The sequence below is a fragment of the Lacibacter sediminis genome (genome assembly GCF_014168535.1).
GTDB classification, from domain to species: domain Bacteria; phylum Bacteroidota; class Bacteroidia; order Chitinophagales; family Chitinophagaceae; genus Lacibacter; species Lacibacter sediminis.
The window spans coordinates 269,107-285,187 of record NZ_CP060007.1 but is presented as its reverse complement, the minus strand read 5'-3'; the positions used below and the strand labels follow the sequence as shown (position 1 = coordinate 285,187).

Annotated in this window: 15 protein-coding genes; 10 read left to right on the top strand and 5 right to left on the bottom strand. The window is 40.4% G+C overall.

Annotation, left to right across the window (positions count from 1 at the left end):
• The first annotated feature begins 46 nt into the window (after positions 1–46).
• The 3 genes from H4075_RS01315 to H4075_RS01305 all read left to right on the top strand — a co-directional run bounded on the left by H4075_RS01315 (position 47) and on the right by H4075_RS01305 (position 2,996).
• Entirely contained in the window at positions 47–1,366 is a 1,320-nt protein-coding gene (locus tag H4075_RS01315) for a Gfo/Idh/MocA family protein (protein WP_182803423.1), read from the top strand.
• Between the two features lie 181 nt (positions 1,367–1,547).
• Positions 1,548–2,189 carry an MgtC/SapB family protein gene (locus H4075_RS01310; RefSeq protein ID WP_182803422.1) on the top strand — a complete coding sequence of 214 codons (642 nt, stop codon included), beginning with the start codon at positions 1,548–1,550 and terminating at the stop codon, positions 2,187–2,189.
• A 30-nt stretch (positions 2,190–2,219) separates the two neighbouring features.
• Positions 2,220–2,996: an enoyl-CoA hydratase-related protein gene (locus tag H4075_RS01305; RefSeq protein ID WP_182803420.1), complete on the top strand. Its 777-nt coding sequence runs from the start codon at positions 2,220–2,222 to the stop codon at positions 2,994–2,996.
• 53 nt (positions 2,997–3,049) lie between these two features.
• Here H4075_RS01305 and H4075_RS01300 read toward each other — a convergent pair whose 3' ends face one another.
• On the bottom strand, positions 3,050–4,501 hold the full coding sequence (locus H4075_RS01300; protein WP_182803418.1) for a T9SS type A sorting domain-containing protein: 1,452 nt from the start codon (positions 4,499–4,501) through the stop codon (positions 3,050–3,052).
• Between the two features lie 23 nt (positions 4,502–4,524).
• Positions 4,525–6,060, bottom strand: coding sequence for a hypothetical protein (locus tag H4075_RS01295; protein WP_182803416.1), 1,536 nt, complete (start codon positions 6,058–6,060; stop codon positions 4,525–4,527).
• A gap of 352 nt (positions 6,061–6,412) precedes the next feature.
• Between H4075_RS01295 and paaI the strand changes: the two genes are divergently transcribed.
• On the top strand, positions 6,413–6,823 hold the full coding sequence (gene paaI / locus H4075_RS01290) for a hydroxyphenylacetyl-CoA thioesterase PaaI (RefSeq protein WP_182803414.1): 411 nt from the start codon (positions 6,413–6,415) through the stop codon (positions 6,821–6,823).
• Entirely contained in the window at positions 6,820–7,413 is a 594-nt protein-coding gene (locus H4075_RS01285; RefSeq protein WP_182803412.1) for an acyltransferase, read from the top strand. Before paaI ends, H4075_RS01285 begins: the two co-directional genes overlap by 4 nt.
• Positions 7,414–7,456: 43 nt before the next feature.
• Here the strand turns inward: H4075_RS01285 and H4075_RS01280 are convergent, their stop codons facing one another.
• Both H4075_RS01280 and H4075_RS01275 read right to left on the bottom strand, forming a co-directional pair.
• Positions 7,457–7,858, bottom strand: a complete 402-nt coding sequence (locus H4075_RS01280) for a hypothetical protein (protein ID WP_182803411.1) — start codon at positions 7,856–7,858, stop codon at positions 7,457–7,459.
• A gap of 2 nt (positions 7,859–7,860) precedes the next feature.
• Positions 7,861–8,223 (bottom strand): hypothetical protein, encoded by a 363-nt coding sequence (locus H4075_RS01275; protein ID WP_182803409.1) that lies wholly within the window; start codon positions 8,221–8,223, stop codon positions 7,861–7,863.
• 183 nt (positions 8,224–8,406) lie between these two features.
• Between H4075_RS01275 and obgE the strand changes: the two genes are divergently transcribed.
• The 4 genes from obgE (at position 8,407) to H4075_RS01255 (ending at position 13,675) form a co-directional block, all read left to right on the top strand.
• Positions 8,407–9,396 (top strand): GTPase ObgE, encoded by a 990-nt coding sequence (obgE, locus tag H4075_RS01270; protein ID WP_182803407.1) that lies wholly within the window; start codon positions 8,407–8,409, stop codon positions 9,394–9,396.
• 40 nt (positions 9,397–9,436) lie between these two features.
• Positions 9,437–10,330 carry a CPBP family intramembrane glutamic endopeptidase gene (locus tag H4075_RS01265; protein WP_182803405.1) on the top strand — a complete coding sequence of 298 codons (894 nt, stop codon included), beginning with the start codon at positions 9,437–9,439 and terminating at the stop codon, positions 10,328–10,330.
• Between the two features lie 52 nt (positions 10,331–10,382).
• On the top strand, positions 10,383–11,210 hold the full coding sequence (locus tag H4075_RS01260; protein ID WP_182803403.1) for a hypothetical protein: 828 nt from the start codon (positions 10,383–10,385) through the stop codon (positions 11,208–11,210).
• A gap of 302 nt (positions 11,211–11,512) precedes the next feature.
• A complete protein-coding gene (locus tag H4075_RS01255; RefSeq protein ID WP_182803402.1) occupies positions 11,513–13,675 on the top strand; it encodes a S46 family peptidase in 2,163 nt (720 codons plus the stop codon).
• A 67-nt stretch (positions 13,676–13,742) separates the two neighbouring features.
• Here the strand turns inward: H4075_RS01255 and H4075_RS01250 are convergent, their stop codons facing one another.
• On the bottom strand, positions 13,743–14,630 hold the full coding sequence (locus H4075_RS01250) for a DUF5602 domain-containing protein (RefSeq protein ID WP_182803400.1): 888 nt from the start codon (positions 14,628–14,630) through the stop codon (positions 13,743–13,745).
• Positions 14,631–14,879: 249 nt separating this feature from the next.
• Between H4075_RS01250 and H4075_RS01245 the strand changes: the two genes are divergently transcribed.
• On the top strand, positions 14,880–15,989 hold the full coding sequence (locus H4075_RS01245) for a mandelate racemase/muconate lactonizing enzyme family protein (protein ID WP_182803398.1): 1,110 nt from the start codon (positions 14,880–14,882) through the stop codon (positions 15,987–15,989).
• Positions 15,990–16,081 lie beyond the last annotated feature (92 nt).

Below are 16,081 nucleotides of genomic sequence, written 5' to 3'. Positions count from 1 at the left end.
CGTTGCAAAAAACAAATTATAAACTGTAAATATCTAAACCATCTTCATGAACAACGATAACAATTCACGCAGGGATTTTGTAAAAAACTCATCGCTGCTTGCCGGTGGTCTTATCATGAGTCCGCTGTTTTCAAATGCTAATTTCTTTTCAGGTGCCGATGAAACAATTAAAGTTGCATTGGTTGGCTGTGGTGGCCGTGGCACCGGTGCTGCCATGCAGGCGTTGCTCACCAAGCAAAATGTAAAACTGGTAGCAATGGCCGATGCATTCCGTGATCGTATCGATAATTGTTATAAAACATTAACGAGAGATGATGGGTCAGGCAGTTCTGTAAAAGGAAGAGTGGATGTTCCTGAAGAACGGAAGTTTGTTGGCTTTGATGCGTATGCAAAAGCAATTGCATTGGCCGATGTGGTGATCTTAACCACACCTCCGGGCTTCCGTCCAATACATTTTGAAGAAGCGGTAAATAAAGGCAAGCATGTGTTTATGGAAAAGCCGGTAGCAACTGATCCTGTTGGTATCCGCAAAGTGCTGGAAGCTGCTGAAATTGCAAAACAGAAAAAACTCAATGTGGTTGTTGGTCTGCAACGCCGTTACCAAAATTCTTACCGTGAACTATTCAAACGTAAAAATTTAATTGGCGATATCACATCAGCGCAAGCCTGGTGGAACAATGATGGTGTGTGGGTAAACAAACGCAAATACGGTCAAACAGAAATGGAATACCAGATGCGCAACTGGTATTATTTCAACTGGCTTTGTGGTGATCATATTGTTGAGCAGCACATTCACAATATTGATGTGGTGAACTGGTTTAAAGATGCTTACCCCGTGAAAGCACAGGGTATGGGCGGCAGACAGGTACGTAAAGGAAAAGATCATGGTGAAATTTTTGATCATCACTTTGTTGAGTTTACTTATGCTGATGGTTCGGTATTGAACAGTCAGTGTCGTCATATTCCCGGAACTATGAGCCGTGTAGATGAATTGATCGTTGGTACCAAAGGAAGTATTAAAGGTGATGCAGCAACCATTCTTGATGCAAAAGGAAAACCTATTTTCCAGTTCGATAAAAAAGGAGAAAACAATCCTTATCAAAATGAACATGATGAACTGTTTGCAGCCATTGCAAAAGGCGAATACAAATTTGCTGATGCAGAGATTGGTGCAAAGAGTACACTTACTGCTATCATGGGTCGTATGGCTACTTATTCCGGTCAAATGCTTGAGTGGGATAAAATATTAGCATCGAATCTCAACCTTCAGCCAAAGAAATATGATTGGGATGCAGCACCTCCTATTCTTCCAAATGATGATGGGTATTATCCTGTTGCAATACCGGGTGTTACGAAATATGTTTAATCATTTTTAATTGCATACGTAAAGGCCATCGGTTAACGATGGCCTTTTTTATTTAGTTGTGTTCAGCTATGCCACACTTAATACAGCCGCTAGAATTTAGCGTTTCACTGGAAATATGGCATACCTGCCTTACTGTTGTTTTACATTTACTAACTTGTTGCTAGTTTAAAGGATACATCTTATGGATATTACCATCTACTTAGAAGAAGCTGCACAGGTTTCCATTGCATTTATCATTGGTGCAGTTATTGGGCTAGAACGTGAGTTCAGAAGTAAACCTGCAGGTTTTCGCACTATGATCTTTATTTGTGTGGGCTCCTGTTTGTACACCATTCTTTCAAAAGAAAGTAACACAGTCAGTCCCGATCGTATCGCCAGTAACATTGTAACAGGTATTGGTTTTATTGGTGCAGGTGTAATTTTTAAAGAAGGTATTTCGGTGAATGGATTAACCACGGCAGCACTGATCTGGATCACCGCTGCGTTGGGTATGGCCATTGGTTATCATAATTATCCGCTTGCTGTTGTAGTAAGCAGTATGGTGGTGATCGCTTTGTTTGTGTTGGAACCTGTGCAACGTTTCATTAACCGTTTGCATAAAGTAAAAGATTATAAGATCAGGACCGATGACACCAGCGATGAGTTTAAAAAAGAGATGGAAAACTTTTTTGCATCACACGACATCAATTTTCGTTGCATGAAAATGAACAAAGAAAATAACGATGCTGTTTATCTTTACCGGATTGGTGCACCCAAACATGATTATGATATTGTAAATGAATTTCTGTTGAAACATAAGGGTGTAAAAAGCTTTGATATATAACTTCTACTTTTAATCATAACATTGCTGCATATGTCATCCATTCTTTTTGAAATAAAAAATTCCATTGCTTACATCACTTTGAATCGACCTGATAAATTCAATTCATTTAACCGTGAAATGGCACTTCTGTTACAAAACCGGCTCGATGAATGTGCTTCACTTCATGAAATACGTTGTGTCTATATCACCGGTGCAGGCAAGGCATTCAGTGCAGGGCAGGATATTGGTGAATTGGTAGGTGAACATAAAATTGAGCTGGCACAAATTTTATCGGAGCATTACAACCCTATTGTTAAACGCATCCGCAATTTACCGAAGCCTGTTATTGCAGCAGTTAATGGTGTTGCTGCCGGTGCAGGTGCCAACATTGCTTTGTGTTGCGATATTGTTGTTGCAGCAGAGTCTGCATCGTTCATCCAGGCATTTTCAAAAATTGGTTTGATACCCGACAGTGGCGGCACATTTACTCTACCCCGATTGATCGGCTGGCAAAAAGCAAGTGCCTTAATGATGACGGGTGATAAAGTTTCAGCAGCAGAAGCTGAGAAAATGGGGATGATCTATAAAGTATTTGCTGCTGATCTGTTTGAAGCAGAGAGTAAAAAGATCGCTCATACATTAGCCAACATGCCAACCAAAGGTTTAGCATATACAAAGCATGTATTGAATTATTCATTCAATAATTCCTGGGAAGAACAATTGCAACTGGAAGATCAGTTTCAACAGAAAGCTGCATCAACTGAAGATTATCAGGAAGGCATCAATGCGTTCCTCGAAAAAAGACAGGCAAGCTTCAACGGAAAATAAAAAAGCCCGCTACAAATTGCAACGGGCCTGTCATCAGTGGTAAGCAAGTAGTCTTAGTTGGTCTTAATGAATTGGAAAGTTTGCACATTCCCTATATCATCTTTCAGCTGAAGATTGTATGATCCTGCTGGGAGCATACTCAGATCAAGATGCATTTTATGATCTCCTTTTGTATAACGCTGGCCAATTGTTTTGATCAATAAGCCCGATACATTGATGATATTCGCTGTAATTGACGAACTCTGTTGTAATGAAAAACTGATGGTTGTTTTATCTTTTACAGGATTAGGATAAAGTGTAGCAGCTCTTAACGCTGCAACATTTATACGGATGGTTTTTGAATAGGTAATCTTTCCATCTGCATCCACCTGCTTTATACGATAGTAATACGAATGCTGATTGATCTCACGATGAACAAAATTATAAGTACTTACATTGTTACTGTTTCCAGCTGCCACTACCCTGCCTGCTTCTGTAAAATCAGTTCCGTTCAACGACGCTTCAACAGCAAAATATGCAGTGCTTTGTTCTGATGAAGTTGACCAGTTGATCAGGTTTTCATTCTCCTTATTCTTGCCAATTATTTCAAGTGTGCCTGTTGGCAAAATTGCCATCATCATCGTTACTGCAAAAGGAGAGAAGCTGGTAAATCCGGCACGTGTAACTGTGTAAGGATTCGACCCCGATGCCATGATATTCATCAACCCATAATCCCATGCCGACGAAGTGTAATGTGCAAGACGGCTGAATACTCTGTTGAAACCCGTCAGTTCTAATGATGCAGGCCATTGACAGGTAAGCGATGCATTTGAACCTCCATTCACTGTTTCAGAAACCATCCATGTTGTATTCACAGAGTTCGAACTCATCGTATTTCCTGTTGTTCCATTTACATATACCGCAGGCAACATTCGCACATTAAATACATCGGTTGTTGAAAACATTGCCAACGAAATAGTAATTGGTGTATATGCGGCTGAAGTGCCAACAGGAAATGCTTTAGAACCTAATGCAGCTATCTGCTGTTTCAATACACCACTCCCAACAGCAATCAGGTAGGTATTTGTACCAGCTCCACTAATGGCAGCACTGTTTGCCATAGTCATATCGTAGTTGTCAAGTGATAACTTACCTGCAGTGAATGTCAGCGTATTGTTGATCGTAACAGCAGAAGCAAGTGTTGCGAGTCCTGAGGGTTTATTGATCGTCAGTTTATAAAAAGGCGAAGTACTTGTTGTACTGATGTATTGTGCACCTGTTCCATTCAGCGTTAACTCACCTGTTCCAACAGGCGTTGAAGCCTGGTTGTTTGTATAGTTCTGTTTTGCATAAAACAGTCCATTATTGGTGAGGGATGCAGAAGAAGCATTTGTAAAGTTGCCAATAACAGAAATGGTATCGGTATTACCCGTGATGTAAAGTGTCCCATTATTTGTAACATCAACCTGCGCACTTATTAAAAGCACGGCTGAGCAAAATACCAGTAAGCAGATTATTTTCTTCATAACATTTAGGTAATGGTCCCTGCTTATTTAATAGTAAGATTTAATGTTTCTACTGTCATACTGCTTCCGTCAGATGTATTCTCTGCCCATATTTCAATATAATCGTTTGTAGAAAGTTGTACTGTACAGGTTATTGTCAACGATCCTTTGTCTACACCCGTAGATAAACGCATGGCTTGTTCTGATTCAGGAAGTTTTACGCCGTTTTTATAGATATAGAAAGAAAAATATTTATTAGCAGAAGAAGATGTTACACTCACAGAACCTGTGACAGAGAAACGACGTGTTTTAGAGCCATCATAAACCAGGCGGTTGTTTGTTGCTGAGCTTACTCTGAAAAGACCTACGGCAGTTGTTGTTCCTAAAACTTTGGTTGGTGTATTAACGCCAGAGAAACTTGTGGCATTAGCAGATGTAAGATAAAGATTACCTGTTGCCACATCATCTTTTTCTGTTGTTAAACCCGGTGCCTCTACCTCCCATTTACTTGAGAAACTTCCATTTACTTTTGTTCCGGTGCCAAGAAATGCTGTGTTTTTTAAATTGCCCGCATCGCTAATACTGGTAATACCGCTTACATCTATACCCGTGGCAGATAATGATGACATTGAGTGACTGAATCCTCCCAGTTTTTCTATTACTCCAAAGCTACCCACCAGTTTTTCAAACGTGCCGGCGTTTGTAGAGAACCACGCCATATTGTCGAGTAATAAGTTGTTGTTATTTTCGTAAGTGATCCCTGTTGTATTACCAACGTAACTAACAACACTAAAGAATATAATATTGCCGCCTTTTACCAGGCCAACATCTTTGCAACTTGCAATAATATTATCCCGTACAAGCAGGCTTTCAGTTGAACCCAGATCAAGATTAAATAATTTGGAGCCAGTTGTGCTGGCTACAAGTGTGAGTGTTTTTATGGTACCCCCTTTTGTGCCTGTAAACAACTCGCCACTGGATGGAGAATAAATCAGTTTATCATTATTGGCATCTTTCCCAATTAAATAACATCCATTCAGGTTGATCTTGCTCGTTAATACGATCGTTCCGTTTATTTCATATGTAGTACCTGAAACCAATGTAATTATTCCCGCTACCGGTGCAGGTAAGTCGGCAGTTGATTGCACCAACACAAAATTATTTCTTGCTTTTACAATGCCGGAGCTCATAATATTCCAATTCGCCCCATCACTCACAACAGTTACAATTGACTTGTTGCTAGATAGTAATAAAGCAGAACTCCCATCAATTGTTTGCGAAGATGTAGTAGCAACAGTTAATACAGGTACAGGGCTTGTGGTACTTGCATTTTTAATTGAGTATACCCGTCCTGCGCAACCTGTAGCATCAGGCAACGTAACAGTTGCCGCTGAATTTCCGGTAAACAAAAGCGTATTGTCGGTTGATGAGGCGGTGGTTGAACTGGAGAAAGCTCTGTAATTGAGTGAAAGCGATCCTCTCACATCTAAAGTTGAAGTTGGCGACGTCGTACCAATGCCAATTTGGGCACTCACACTTACCGTACAGGCACACACAATTAATACAAAAAGATTTTTCATTTGGATACCGGAGATTGGTGACTAAAGTGAACCGTTGGTTCAATTAAGAGGTAAAAGTAGCCGAACTAATCAGTTTCACTTATAGAACAATCACCCATTGTATAATCGGTTTGTCTACTACATGGTTCAACTAACTACTTATTTACAGTAGCGGTTTATACTTAATTGAGCGCCGGAATGCTGGCGGTGTTAGGTATTTTTTAGATTTTCTGATCAAAGGCAGCTTACAGCCGTGAGTTTAAGAAATTCAATACTTTCACACACTTGAAATCAATCGTCCTTTTGGTTGAAAAAAGCAGAAGAGTTTACTGTTTTTTGAAAACCAACTTAATTAAACTTAAATTAAACAATTATGCCATCAGCAAAAGAAGTGGTCGATCACATGATGAAACATGATCTGTTCAGTCAATGGCTGGGTATACAGGTAATCGATATAAAAGAAGGATACAGTAAGATCAATATGACCGTTCGGCCTGAAATGATCAACGGCTTTGGTATTGTGCATGGTGGTGTAGCCTTTTCGTTAGGTGATAGTGCTTTTGCATTTGCCTGCAACAACCGCAATAATTTATCAGTAGCACTGGATACCTCAATCAATTTTCTTAAGCCTGTTCATGTAGGTGATGTGCTGACTGCTGAAGCAAAAGAATTGCACAACGGAAGATCAACGGGGTTATATCATATCCAGATCTACAACCAGAAAGATCATTTGGTGGCGCAGTTTAAGGGCACCTGTTACAGAACCGGTAAAACATTAGCATGATCTACAAATTAAAAGGCTTCATCCCCGTTGTACATGAAACATCATTTGTGCATCCGCAAGCAACGGTTACAGGCAATGTGATCATTGGTAAACATTGCTACATTGGACCTGGCGCTGCTTTGCGTGGAGATTGGGGCGGAATAGTTTTGGAAGATGGATGCAATGTGCAGGAGAACTGTACGATTCATATGTTTCCAGGTATAACAGTTTTATTGAAAGAAGGAGCACATATTGGTCATGGGGCAGTGATACATGGCGCAACCATTGGCCGCAATTGTTTGGTTGGGATGAACAGTGTGATCATGGATAATGTGCAGTTGGGTGATGAGTGTATTGTGGGCGCATTAAGTTTTCTAAAAGAAGGCGAAGTGTTTGAACCAAGAAGTTTAATAGTGGGCAACCCTGCAAAAAAGATAAAAGAAGTAACAGACGAAATGATCTCTTGGAAAACAAAGGGGACACAACTCTATCAATCATTACCGAATGAAATGATGCATGAATGGGAAGCCTGCGAACCATTGCGGGAAATTCCTGCCGACAGACCCGAGCAGGAAAAATTGTATGAGAACTGGAAGAAATTGAAAGGATAAAAAGTAAAGCCCCGTTTGTAAACGGGGCTTTTTATCAGTAACACTATACATTTCGTTGTTCTGCATTCTTTACGATCTCAGCAATGCGACTGCGTTCTCTTGATACTCTTCTTCCCCTGAAGAAAAGATATAGATTAAAGAACAACATAAGCCCTAAATAAATACTGAAGCCGCCGATTTTATAACTCAGTATTTCAAGCATTGTTTGTCCATCAAGAATGTCTGCTGCTATTTCCATAATCACAAGAGCAAAGCCAAGATTCAATAAGTAAAAGCCTGTTTTAAACAGTGTGTTTGTTGAGGTGGCTATTTCTTCTTTGCCGTGAAAAATATCGAGCATAAAAGTCCGACTGTTTCTAAAGAGCACATAGGCTACATACCAGGTAAGAGAAATAACAACAGGTAGATAAATAAGGTAGGCGGTGAAGTTGAAAGAAGTGTTCATGACTATTTCTTTTTTGAAGTGAGAAGAGATTGTTTTTGCTTACTTAGAAAATAAATCACTGTCATATTTATGAAGTGGATCACGCCAAGTGTCAGCATAATGCGGCCGGTCATAATGCAGATACTGGTGAACAGATGAAGCCAACTGGTAATGGGTTCCCAAAAGCTGATCATGATGGCTGCATAACCAAGGTTGAGAAGATAGTAGCCAACGAGTAATAATCGATTTATGAAATTGGTGAGTTCATCGTCGGCGTTCAGCAAATTGAGAATATAAAGCCTTCCGTTTCTGTAAAACCTCAACCCCACATGTACTGTGATAAGATAAGTGAGCAGTAAGTAAACGATGTAGGCGATTGTGTTCATAAAACCTGTTTGATTGAATGACAGCACAAACTTAAATCTTATTTTCCGTATTTTCAATATTTTCTGAAAATTAAATCTATTGCTTGGTTTCCAATACAGATTCTATAGCACAAGTGTGCAACGCCCATGCAATTGAACAGAAATACGGCTGCTCGCTCCATAAAAACTATCTTTGCCGCCAGCATGGAAAAGAACTTTATTGATTACATACGGGTATTTTGCCGCAGCGGGCATGGTGGTGCGGGTATCAAGCATTTTATGCGGAATAAACTCACTGCCTTTGGTGGACCTGATGGTGGGGATGGCGGCCGTGGCGCTCATATTATTTTAAGAGGCAATTCGCAACTCTGGACCTTACTCCATTTACGTTATTATAAAAATGTGTTGGCCGATGATGGCGATCCGGGCGGCAAGAACAATATGACCGGTAAGGATGGCAAGGATATTATTATTGAAGTGCCATTGGGTACCATTGCACGTGATGAAATAACTGGTGAAGTGAAGGCTGAAATTCTGGAACATGGTCAGCAAATCATCTTAATGAAAGGTGGACGTGGCGGTTTGGGCAATGCCAATTTTGCAACGCCTACCAACCAGGCACCTGAACATGCGCAACCCGGTGAACCCGGTGTAGAAGGTTGGATGCAGTTGGAGTTAAAAGTATTGGCTGATGTTGGTTTGGTAGGATTTCCGAATGCCGGTAAATCAACCTTGCTTTCATCGATCACTGCTGCAAAGCCGAAGATTGCTGATTACGCATTTACCACGTTGGTGCCACAGCTCGGCATGGTTGAATACCGTGATGGAAAAAGTTTTTGCATTGCTGATCTGCCGGGAATTATTGAAGGTGCTGCTGAAGGCAAAGGTCTTGGTCATCGTTTCCTAAGGCATATTGAACGCAATGCTGTGTTACTGTTTTTAATTCCGGCCGATTGTGATGATCACAAAAAAGAATTTGAAATTTTGCATAAGGAACTGGAAGAATATAACCCTGAAATGCTGCAGAAAGAATTCATCATTGCTATCAGTAAAAGCGATATGCTGGATGATGAATTGAAAGAAGCAATTGAAAAAGAATTGCCGAAAAATATTCCGCATGTATTTATTTCATCTGTTACAGGTAAGGGACTCACTGAGCTGAAAGATATTCTGTGGCAGAAGTTGAATGCTTAGTACAAGCTGAGTACCTTTCAAAAAAGCCTAACTTATTGTTTTGAAAAAACTCTTTGCTACCACAGTTGCCGATCTGTTGCAACCGGCAATGTTCAAAAAATATGCGATCAGTTTTTTATTGATCGCTGTTGTTTGTTTTCTTAACTATTATACTTCTGTTTCATTTTGGTTGCGCAACGTTCCTTTTAACTACGCATTTATTTGGTATAGCTTACTGTTCTTTTTCTTTTTTACAGCCGGATTTCTGATTCAAAACGGAACAGCACTGTTCCAAAAAAAACAAGTACAATTCATATTGATTGCTGCACCAATTCTATTTGCGCTAAAAGTTTCACTACCCTTTCATAAGTTATTATCTAGTACGGTCGGTGGTCATTACCAGAAAGCTTTTCAGCAACCGATGAATTGGTTCGGAGCTTTGCTTATTGTGTTGCCGCTGCTCATGCTCGTGCATTGGCTGTTGGAAAAAAAATGGACCTTATACGGTATCAAACAAACACAATCGCTGAAGACCTATGTTTTGTTGATCGCTGTTATGTTACCGCTGCTTGTGTGGGCATCGTTACAACATGACTTTTCGCTGGTATATCCCAAAGCAGCTATCGTTGGCCGGCAGTTGGGCGATGCAGCAAATCCCTTTCATTATTTATTATTTGAAACAGCCTACGCAGCTGATTTTTTTACCATTGAATTTTTCTTTCGTGGTTTTCTCATTATCGCTCTTTCAAAACTCATCGGCAAGCAATGTCTCTTGCCGGTAGCATTGTTTTACTTTTCCATTCACCTCGGCAAACCAATGATGGAAGCGGTTAGTAGTTTTTTTGGCGGATTGATCCTCGGCAGTATTTCTTACCACAGCAAAAGTATATGGGGCGGTTTGCTGGTACACATCAGTATTGCCTTGCTGATGGAACTCTTCGGTTTCATTTTTTAACAAGTAAGTGCTGCAGCTTTCGTTAATTTTATTCTTCATCAATCCGTTTTTCATGAAACCGGCAAATATTGTTTTAGCAGTTTTTGTTTGCAGTATCTTTTTTATTGACAGTATCAATGCACAATCTGTTCGTCAACTACGCAAAACCATTGAACTGAAAATGCCGAGAGGTGGCGATAATGGCGGCACCGTTGCACAGAATGGAAAGAACCGTTATTTCTATGCAACAATTGCCGGCAATAAGACATACAGCTTTGCTTATTTTAACCAGGTGGGTGAAATGATGTCGCCACCTGATCTTTCGATATTAGCCGACGTTCGTGGCTTGTGGTATAACAACGCACTCAAAACTTTCCAGGGAAATGTATTTGGCAACGGAGGTTGGGTAACTTATGTAATGGATGATGCAGGTGTACCATATGATGTGAAACAGTTTTTACCCGGCCAGTTACAACCGCATCCTAATTCAGTTGCACAATACAACCTGCGGGAAAACCTGGTGCATTTCCTCAAGGGATCAACTGTTGTTTCGTATAACGCCGCTACCGGTGCAGAAATAAAAGAAAAAACATTTTTGTTGAAAACAGGCTATTCAAAAAAAACACCCCCTCCTGCTGATCTTGTAATTGATTCAAATGCCGTGCTTACAAAATATAATACAACAACAGTTGTGTACACCGGCATCAGCAATGCGGAGTTTGGTTTGCTGAATGTGCAGACAAAAGAGATTGAATTGTACAGTAAAAATGATGGCCTGTTGTATCAGAAATTAAAACTGCCTGCTGATGCTATTGTAAAAGATAAACTCAATTTCAGTTTCAGCAACAATACTTATTTCCTGTATGATGCAAGAAACAGGACATGGGTTGGTTATCGTTAAGCCTCTGCTTTTTGTTTTTTCATAAGCCCTGCTTAATTTCAGGTATGCAGCAATGTTTATTTTGCGGTCATACTGTTGAGCTGGTTCATGTACATGGCCACTACCAATGCCCTGTTTGTTTTACCAATGCATTGCCTTGCTGCGATGGCGATAATTGCCATACCAATCAATACTTCAACGAGTCTCCTGCAAAACCTGCACAAACTACGCCGACACAGCAGCAACAAGACGTTAAAAGCTGATAACAGTCGTTCGTATCCGGTAGTTTTTACCGTAGTTTTGTCCCCGTAAATTAAACAAGTATGAAGAAGATTATTTTAACGATGCTCGTAACGTTTACCTTGTTACGAAGCTATGCCGATGAAGGCATGTGGTTACCCTTATTGTTAGGCGAACAGGTTTATGCTGATATGCAAAAGAAAGGGTTGAAACTTACCAGTCAGCAATTGTACGATATCAACAAAGCATCGCTGAAAGATGCGATCATTATTTTCGGAAACGGATGCACCGGCGAAATCGTCAGCAGCAAAGGATTGATCTTTACCAATCACCACTGCGGTTACGGTGCTATTGCCAACGCATCAACGGTTGATCACAATTATCTGCGTGATGGTTTTTATGCAAAGAATCACAGCGAAGAGATCCGCACCGCATTAAACGTGCAGTTTCTTTTACGCATCACCGATGTTACCAAAGAAGTAAATGATTCGCTTGGTTCATTGAGTGGTAAAGAAAGAGCCGATAAACAAGCTTCGGTACTTGCTTCTATCAACAAACGTTTATCAAACATTGATCAATCAATTGAATGTCGTGTAAGCCCTTTGTTTAAAGGCAATCAGTTCCTCGCATTTATTTATCAGCGTTACAAAGACATCCGTCTTGTTGGCACGCCACAGGAAAGCGTAGGTAAGTTTGGTGGCGATACTGACAACTGGGAATGGCCACGTCATACAGGTGATTTCAGTGTGTTTCGTGTGTACACATCAAAAGATGGAGCACCTGCTGATTACAGCGCAGAGAATATTCCCCTAAAACCAAAATACTTTTTACCGGTTTCTATCCGTGGATTGAAAGATGGTGATTTCGCTATGACCTGGGGTTACCCCGGCAGCACCAACCGTTACGAAACTTCGTTGGGTGTAAAACTATCTACCGACATCAATAATCCAACATTGGTGAAATTGCGTGACATGCGTTTGAAATATATGTTCGCAGAAATGCAGAAAGACCCTGCTGTTAAATTAAAACTTGCCAGCAGCTACGCAAGTATTGCAAACTATTGGAAGTTTTATGATGGTGAAACAAAGCAGCTGCTGAAATACGATGTGTACGGACAAAAGCAAAAAGCAGAAGACGCATTTATTAAATGGGCAACAGGCAAACCTGAATATGCGAACGTATTCTCTGAATGGGAAAAAGCATACACAGCATGGAGACCCTATGCGCAACACCGTGTTTATATGACGGAAGGTATTTACGGTTCACCATTACTGTCCTTCGCTTCAACTTTATTGCAACTGGAAGCTGCACTTGCTAAAACAAATGCAACAAAAGATGATATCAGCAAAGCAATGAATGCAGTTACTGAATCACGCAAAAATTTTCTTGAAGGACACAATGCAGTGAGCGATGAAAAAATTGTGGCCACCGCATTAATGATGTTTTATCAGGATGTACCAAAAGAGCAACACCCCATCAGTTTCTTTGAAAGTGTGAAAGGTAGTTTTGGCGATCTGAAAGATGAAGCTACATGGAAAAAATATGCAGCTGCTGTTTTTGCCAATACGATCATTTTAAATGATGCAAAATGGAATGCATTTGCCGCTAATCCTGATGCCTTGAAACTGCAGCAGGACCCTGCTTTTGCCATTGGCAGTGCCTTCACTAAAAACTATAACACCAAATTTCTTCCACGCTTTACGGAGTTCAACAATAAGAACAACGACTTGGGACGACTTTACCTCAAAGGTATTATGGAAATGAATCCTGCAAAAGCAAAGAAGATGTATCCTGATGCTACATTCACCATGCGTGTGTCTTATGGTAATGTAAAAAGCTATGTGCCCAAAGATGCTGTGAAATATGATTTTGTTACAACATCAAAAGGCTTGCTGGAAAAATATAAAGCGGGCGATTATGAATTTGATCTTCCTTCAAAGCAAATTGACCTGCTGAAGAAAAAAGATTTTGGTCAGTACATCGATAAAAGCCGCAACGATCTTGTGATTGGCTTTATCACCACGAATGACATTACCGGAGGCAACAGCGGCTCACCGGTTATTAACGGCAATGGTGAATTGATCGGTCTCGCATTCGATGGTAACTACGAAGCATTAAGTCATAAGCTGGCATTTGATAAGGATCTGAACCGTACCATTTGTGTTGACATCCGTTATGTACTTTGGTGCATTGATAAATTAGGTGGCGCAGAACACCTGGTAAAAGAACTGAAGCTGGTAAAATAAATCAGTGTTTGCTAAAAAAGAAAAGAGCGTTTGATCAAACGCTCTTTTCTTTTTTGGTAAGTGATCGTTATCGCATCATCATTTCGTCAAGCGCTACATAATGCCTTCCGTTCTTTTCAGCTTTCCAGATATTATATCGTTGAGGATAATAGGTATTAGAAGGATCGAAATGCATTGGTTGCCTGTACCATTTATGCACAGTTGCACCCGATTGAAGAAACGCCCGTGTGATCATTGGTTCAACAAAAATAACTTCGCCATCGTAAGAACCATAAATCATGGTATGTGTAAATGCTGCATAGTTTGGATCTGCCGGAGGTAACAATTCAGGCGACATCAGATCAACCCAATGCGATCCCATCATAGGCACACCACCTGTAAACAAATAAGCAGCAGGAATATAACCCGGAGGCGGAAGCAGATTGAATTTAACAGGATCAGACATATTCATCACTTCATTCATGCCTACTTTATAAAAATGCATGTCGAAATGTGGTAACCCATAAATTGGCGGCGGCTCATGTCCCATTACATTCCAGTTGAGCATGATGTGATCAAAAGGAGTAACTGCATGCGCTTTTTGATGCAGTTTTAAGTGCCACGTTGCTGCCATATGATCATTTGGATCTTCAGGAAGATTGGTTAATGCACCACCTGTCATTTCAAGTCCAATTGCCAATGGTCTGCCGCTGTGCGTTATGTTGATCCATGAACGCACATGCCCGTTCCCTATTTGCACTTGCGCACCATAGAACGTATTGTACTTCTCTTCGTTTCTGCCATTAACTGAGGAAGAAAAAGAACCACTGCCCGGCATTACCACAAGGCTGGCGTCATTCTCAGGAAATTTTTCATCAATTTTTGAAACAGGATCATCAAATGATTTCTTGCAGGAACTAAAGATGCTGTTGATCAAAAACAATAACATCAACACCTGAAAAATTTGTTTTTTCATACTTGTCTGTTTTGAAGGTTAATTAATCAGTTACTGCTTTCAGGAGGAGGATGAGCTGAGATGTAAAGGCAGGACAAGAAGTGATTATTCCCGGCCAAACATCATCGCCCGGAGAATTTAATGGTCCGTGAAGTTTCTTTGTAAGAGATAGTTAAGTTAGTTAAGGTTTCAGCCAACTGCAAGAACTATGATATATATTTTTAATTACTAAGTTTGATCCGGATTTTTTTGATTCATTACCTTCATCTTATGCAATTACAAATCACTTCTGTTGAGTTATACAAACTGCGTATTCCGTTAAAACAACCCTTTGTTATTTCACTGGGAGCACAATACGATGCTGACAATGTACTTGTGATCATTCGCACCAACAAAGGCATTAGCGGTTATGGCGAATGCAGCCCCTACATGAGTATCAATGGCGAAAGCATGGATACTTGCTTTATCGTTGGACAATATCTCGCCGGATTACTGAAAGGAAAAGATCCGTTACGCATTGAAGAATGTGTGTTGGCAATGGACAGGCTTATTACACGTAACGAAAGTATTAAGAGTGCCTTTGACATGGCACTCTATGATATTGCTGCGCAATTCATGAATCAGCCCCTGTATCAGTTACTTGGTGGGACAAAAAATAAAGTAATCTCTACTGATATGACGGTGGGACTTGGTTCTCCCGAAAAGATGGCGAACGAAGCAGTTGAATACAAAGCAGCGGGCTTCCCTTCCATTAAAGTAAAACTTGGTACAACAACAGAAGAAGATGTTGCACGCATAAAAGCAATACGAACTGCAATTGGCAATGAATTACCCTTGCGTATTGATGCAAATCAAGGTTGGTCTGTTGAAACAGCGATTGATACATTGCAGGCATTATCAACTTACGGCATTGAACATTGCGAAGAACCGATTGCCCGTTGGAACTATATGGCATTACCTGAAGTAAGAAAGAACAGCCCCATTAAGATCATGAGTGATGAAAGTTGTTTTGATGAACATGATGCAGAACGCTTAGCTAAACTCAACGCCTGTGATTATTTTAATGTAAAGCTGGGAAAGAGTGGCGGCATCTGGCATGCATTAAAGATCGTGGAAGTTGCCAAAGCAAATAAGTTGAAACTGCAGGTTGGTTGTTTTATGGAGAGCCGCTTGGCCATCACAGCTTTGGTGCATTTTGCTTACAGCAGCGATCTCATTGTTCATTACGATCTTGATACACCATTAATGCTGAAAGAAGATCCTGTTGTTGGCGGTATGAAGTTTCTTGAGAATGGTATTGTGGAAATTGATGAGGCGGTTGGGATTGGTGCAACGGTTGATGAAGCGTATTTGAAGAACTGTGAGACGGTTGTAGTTTAAACTTAGGCGCAGAGAAAAGAGATGAGGAGTTCAACGCAGAATGATTACTCTGCGTGGTCTTAGCGCTCTCTCTTCTCTTTGCCAAAACATAA

Bases quoted from the DNA above. Each gene is read 5' to 3' on its own strand.
- H4075_RS01255 (WP_182803402.1), top strand. From the start codon at position 11,513: ATGAAGAAGATTATTTTAACGATGCTCGTAACGTTTACCTTGTTACGA.
- paaI (WP_182803414.1), top strand. From the start codon at position 6,413: ATGCCATCAGCAAAAGAAGTGGTCGATCACATGATGAAACATGATCTG.
- H4075_RS01295 (WP_182803416.1), bottom strand. From the start codon at position 6,060: ATGAAAAATCTTTTTGTATTAATTGTGTGTGCCTGTACGGTAAGTGTG.
- H4075_RS01300 (WP_182803418.1), bottom strand. From the start codon at position 4,501: ATGAAGAAAATAATCTGCTTACTGGTATTTTGCTCAGCCGTGCTTTTA.
- H4075_RS01275 (WP_182803409.1), bottom strand. From the start codon at position 8,223: ATGAACACAATCGCCTACATCGTTTACTTACTGCTCACTTATCTTATC.
- H4075_RS01245 (WP_182803398.1), top strand. From the start codon at position 14,880: ATGCAATTACAAATCACTTCTGTTGAGTTATACAAACTGCGTATTCCG.
- H4075_RS01280 (WP_182803411.1), bottom strand. From the start codon at position 7,858: ATGAACACTTCTTTCAACTTCACCGCCTACCTTATTTATCTACCTGTT.
- H4075_RS01250 (WP_182803400.1), bottom strand. From the start codon at position 14,630: ATGAAAAAACAAATTTTTCAGGTGTTGATGTTATTGTTTTTGATCAAC.
- H4075_RS01305 (WP_182803420.1), top strand. From the start codon at position 2,220: ATGTCATCCATTCTTTTTGAAATAAAAAATTCCATTGCTTACATCACT.
- H4075_RS01285 (WP_182803412.1), top strand. From the start codon at position 6,820: ATGATCTACAAATTAAAAGGCTTCATCCCCGTTGTACATGAAACATCA.
- H4075_RS01310 (WP_182803422.1), top strand. From the start codon at position 1,548: ATGGATATTACCATCTACTTAGAAGAAGCTGCACAGGTTTCCATTGCA.
- H4075_RS01315 (WP_182803423.1), top strand. From the start codon at position 47: ATGAACAACGATAACAATTCACGCAGGGATTTTGTAAAAAACTCATCG.
- obgE (WP_182803407.1), top strand. From the start codon at position 8,407: ATGGAAAAGAACTTTATTGATTACATACGGGTATTTTGCCGCAGCGGG.
- H4075_RS01260 (WP_182803403.1), top strand. From the start codon at position 10,383: ATGAAACCGGCAAATATTGTTTTAGCAGTTTTTGTTTGCAGTATCTTT.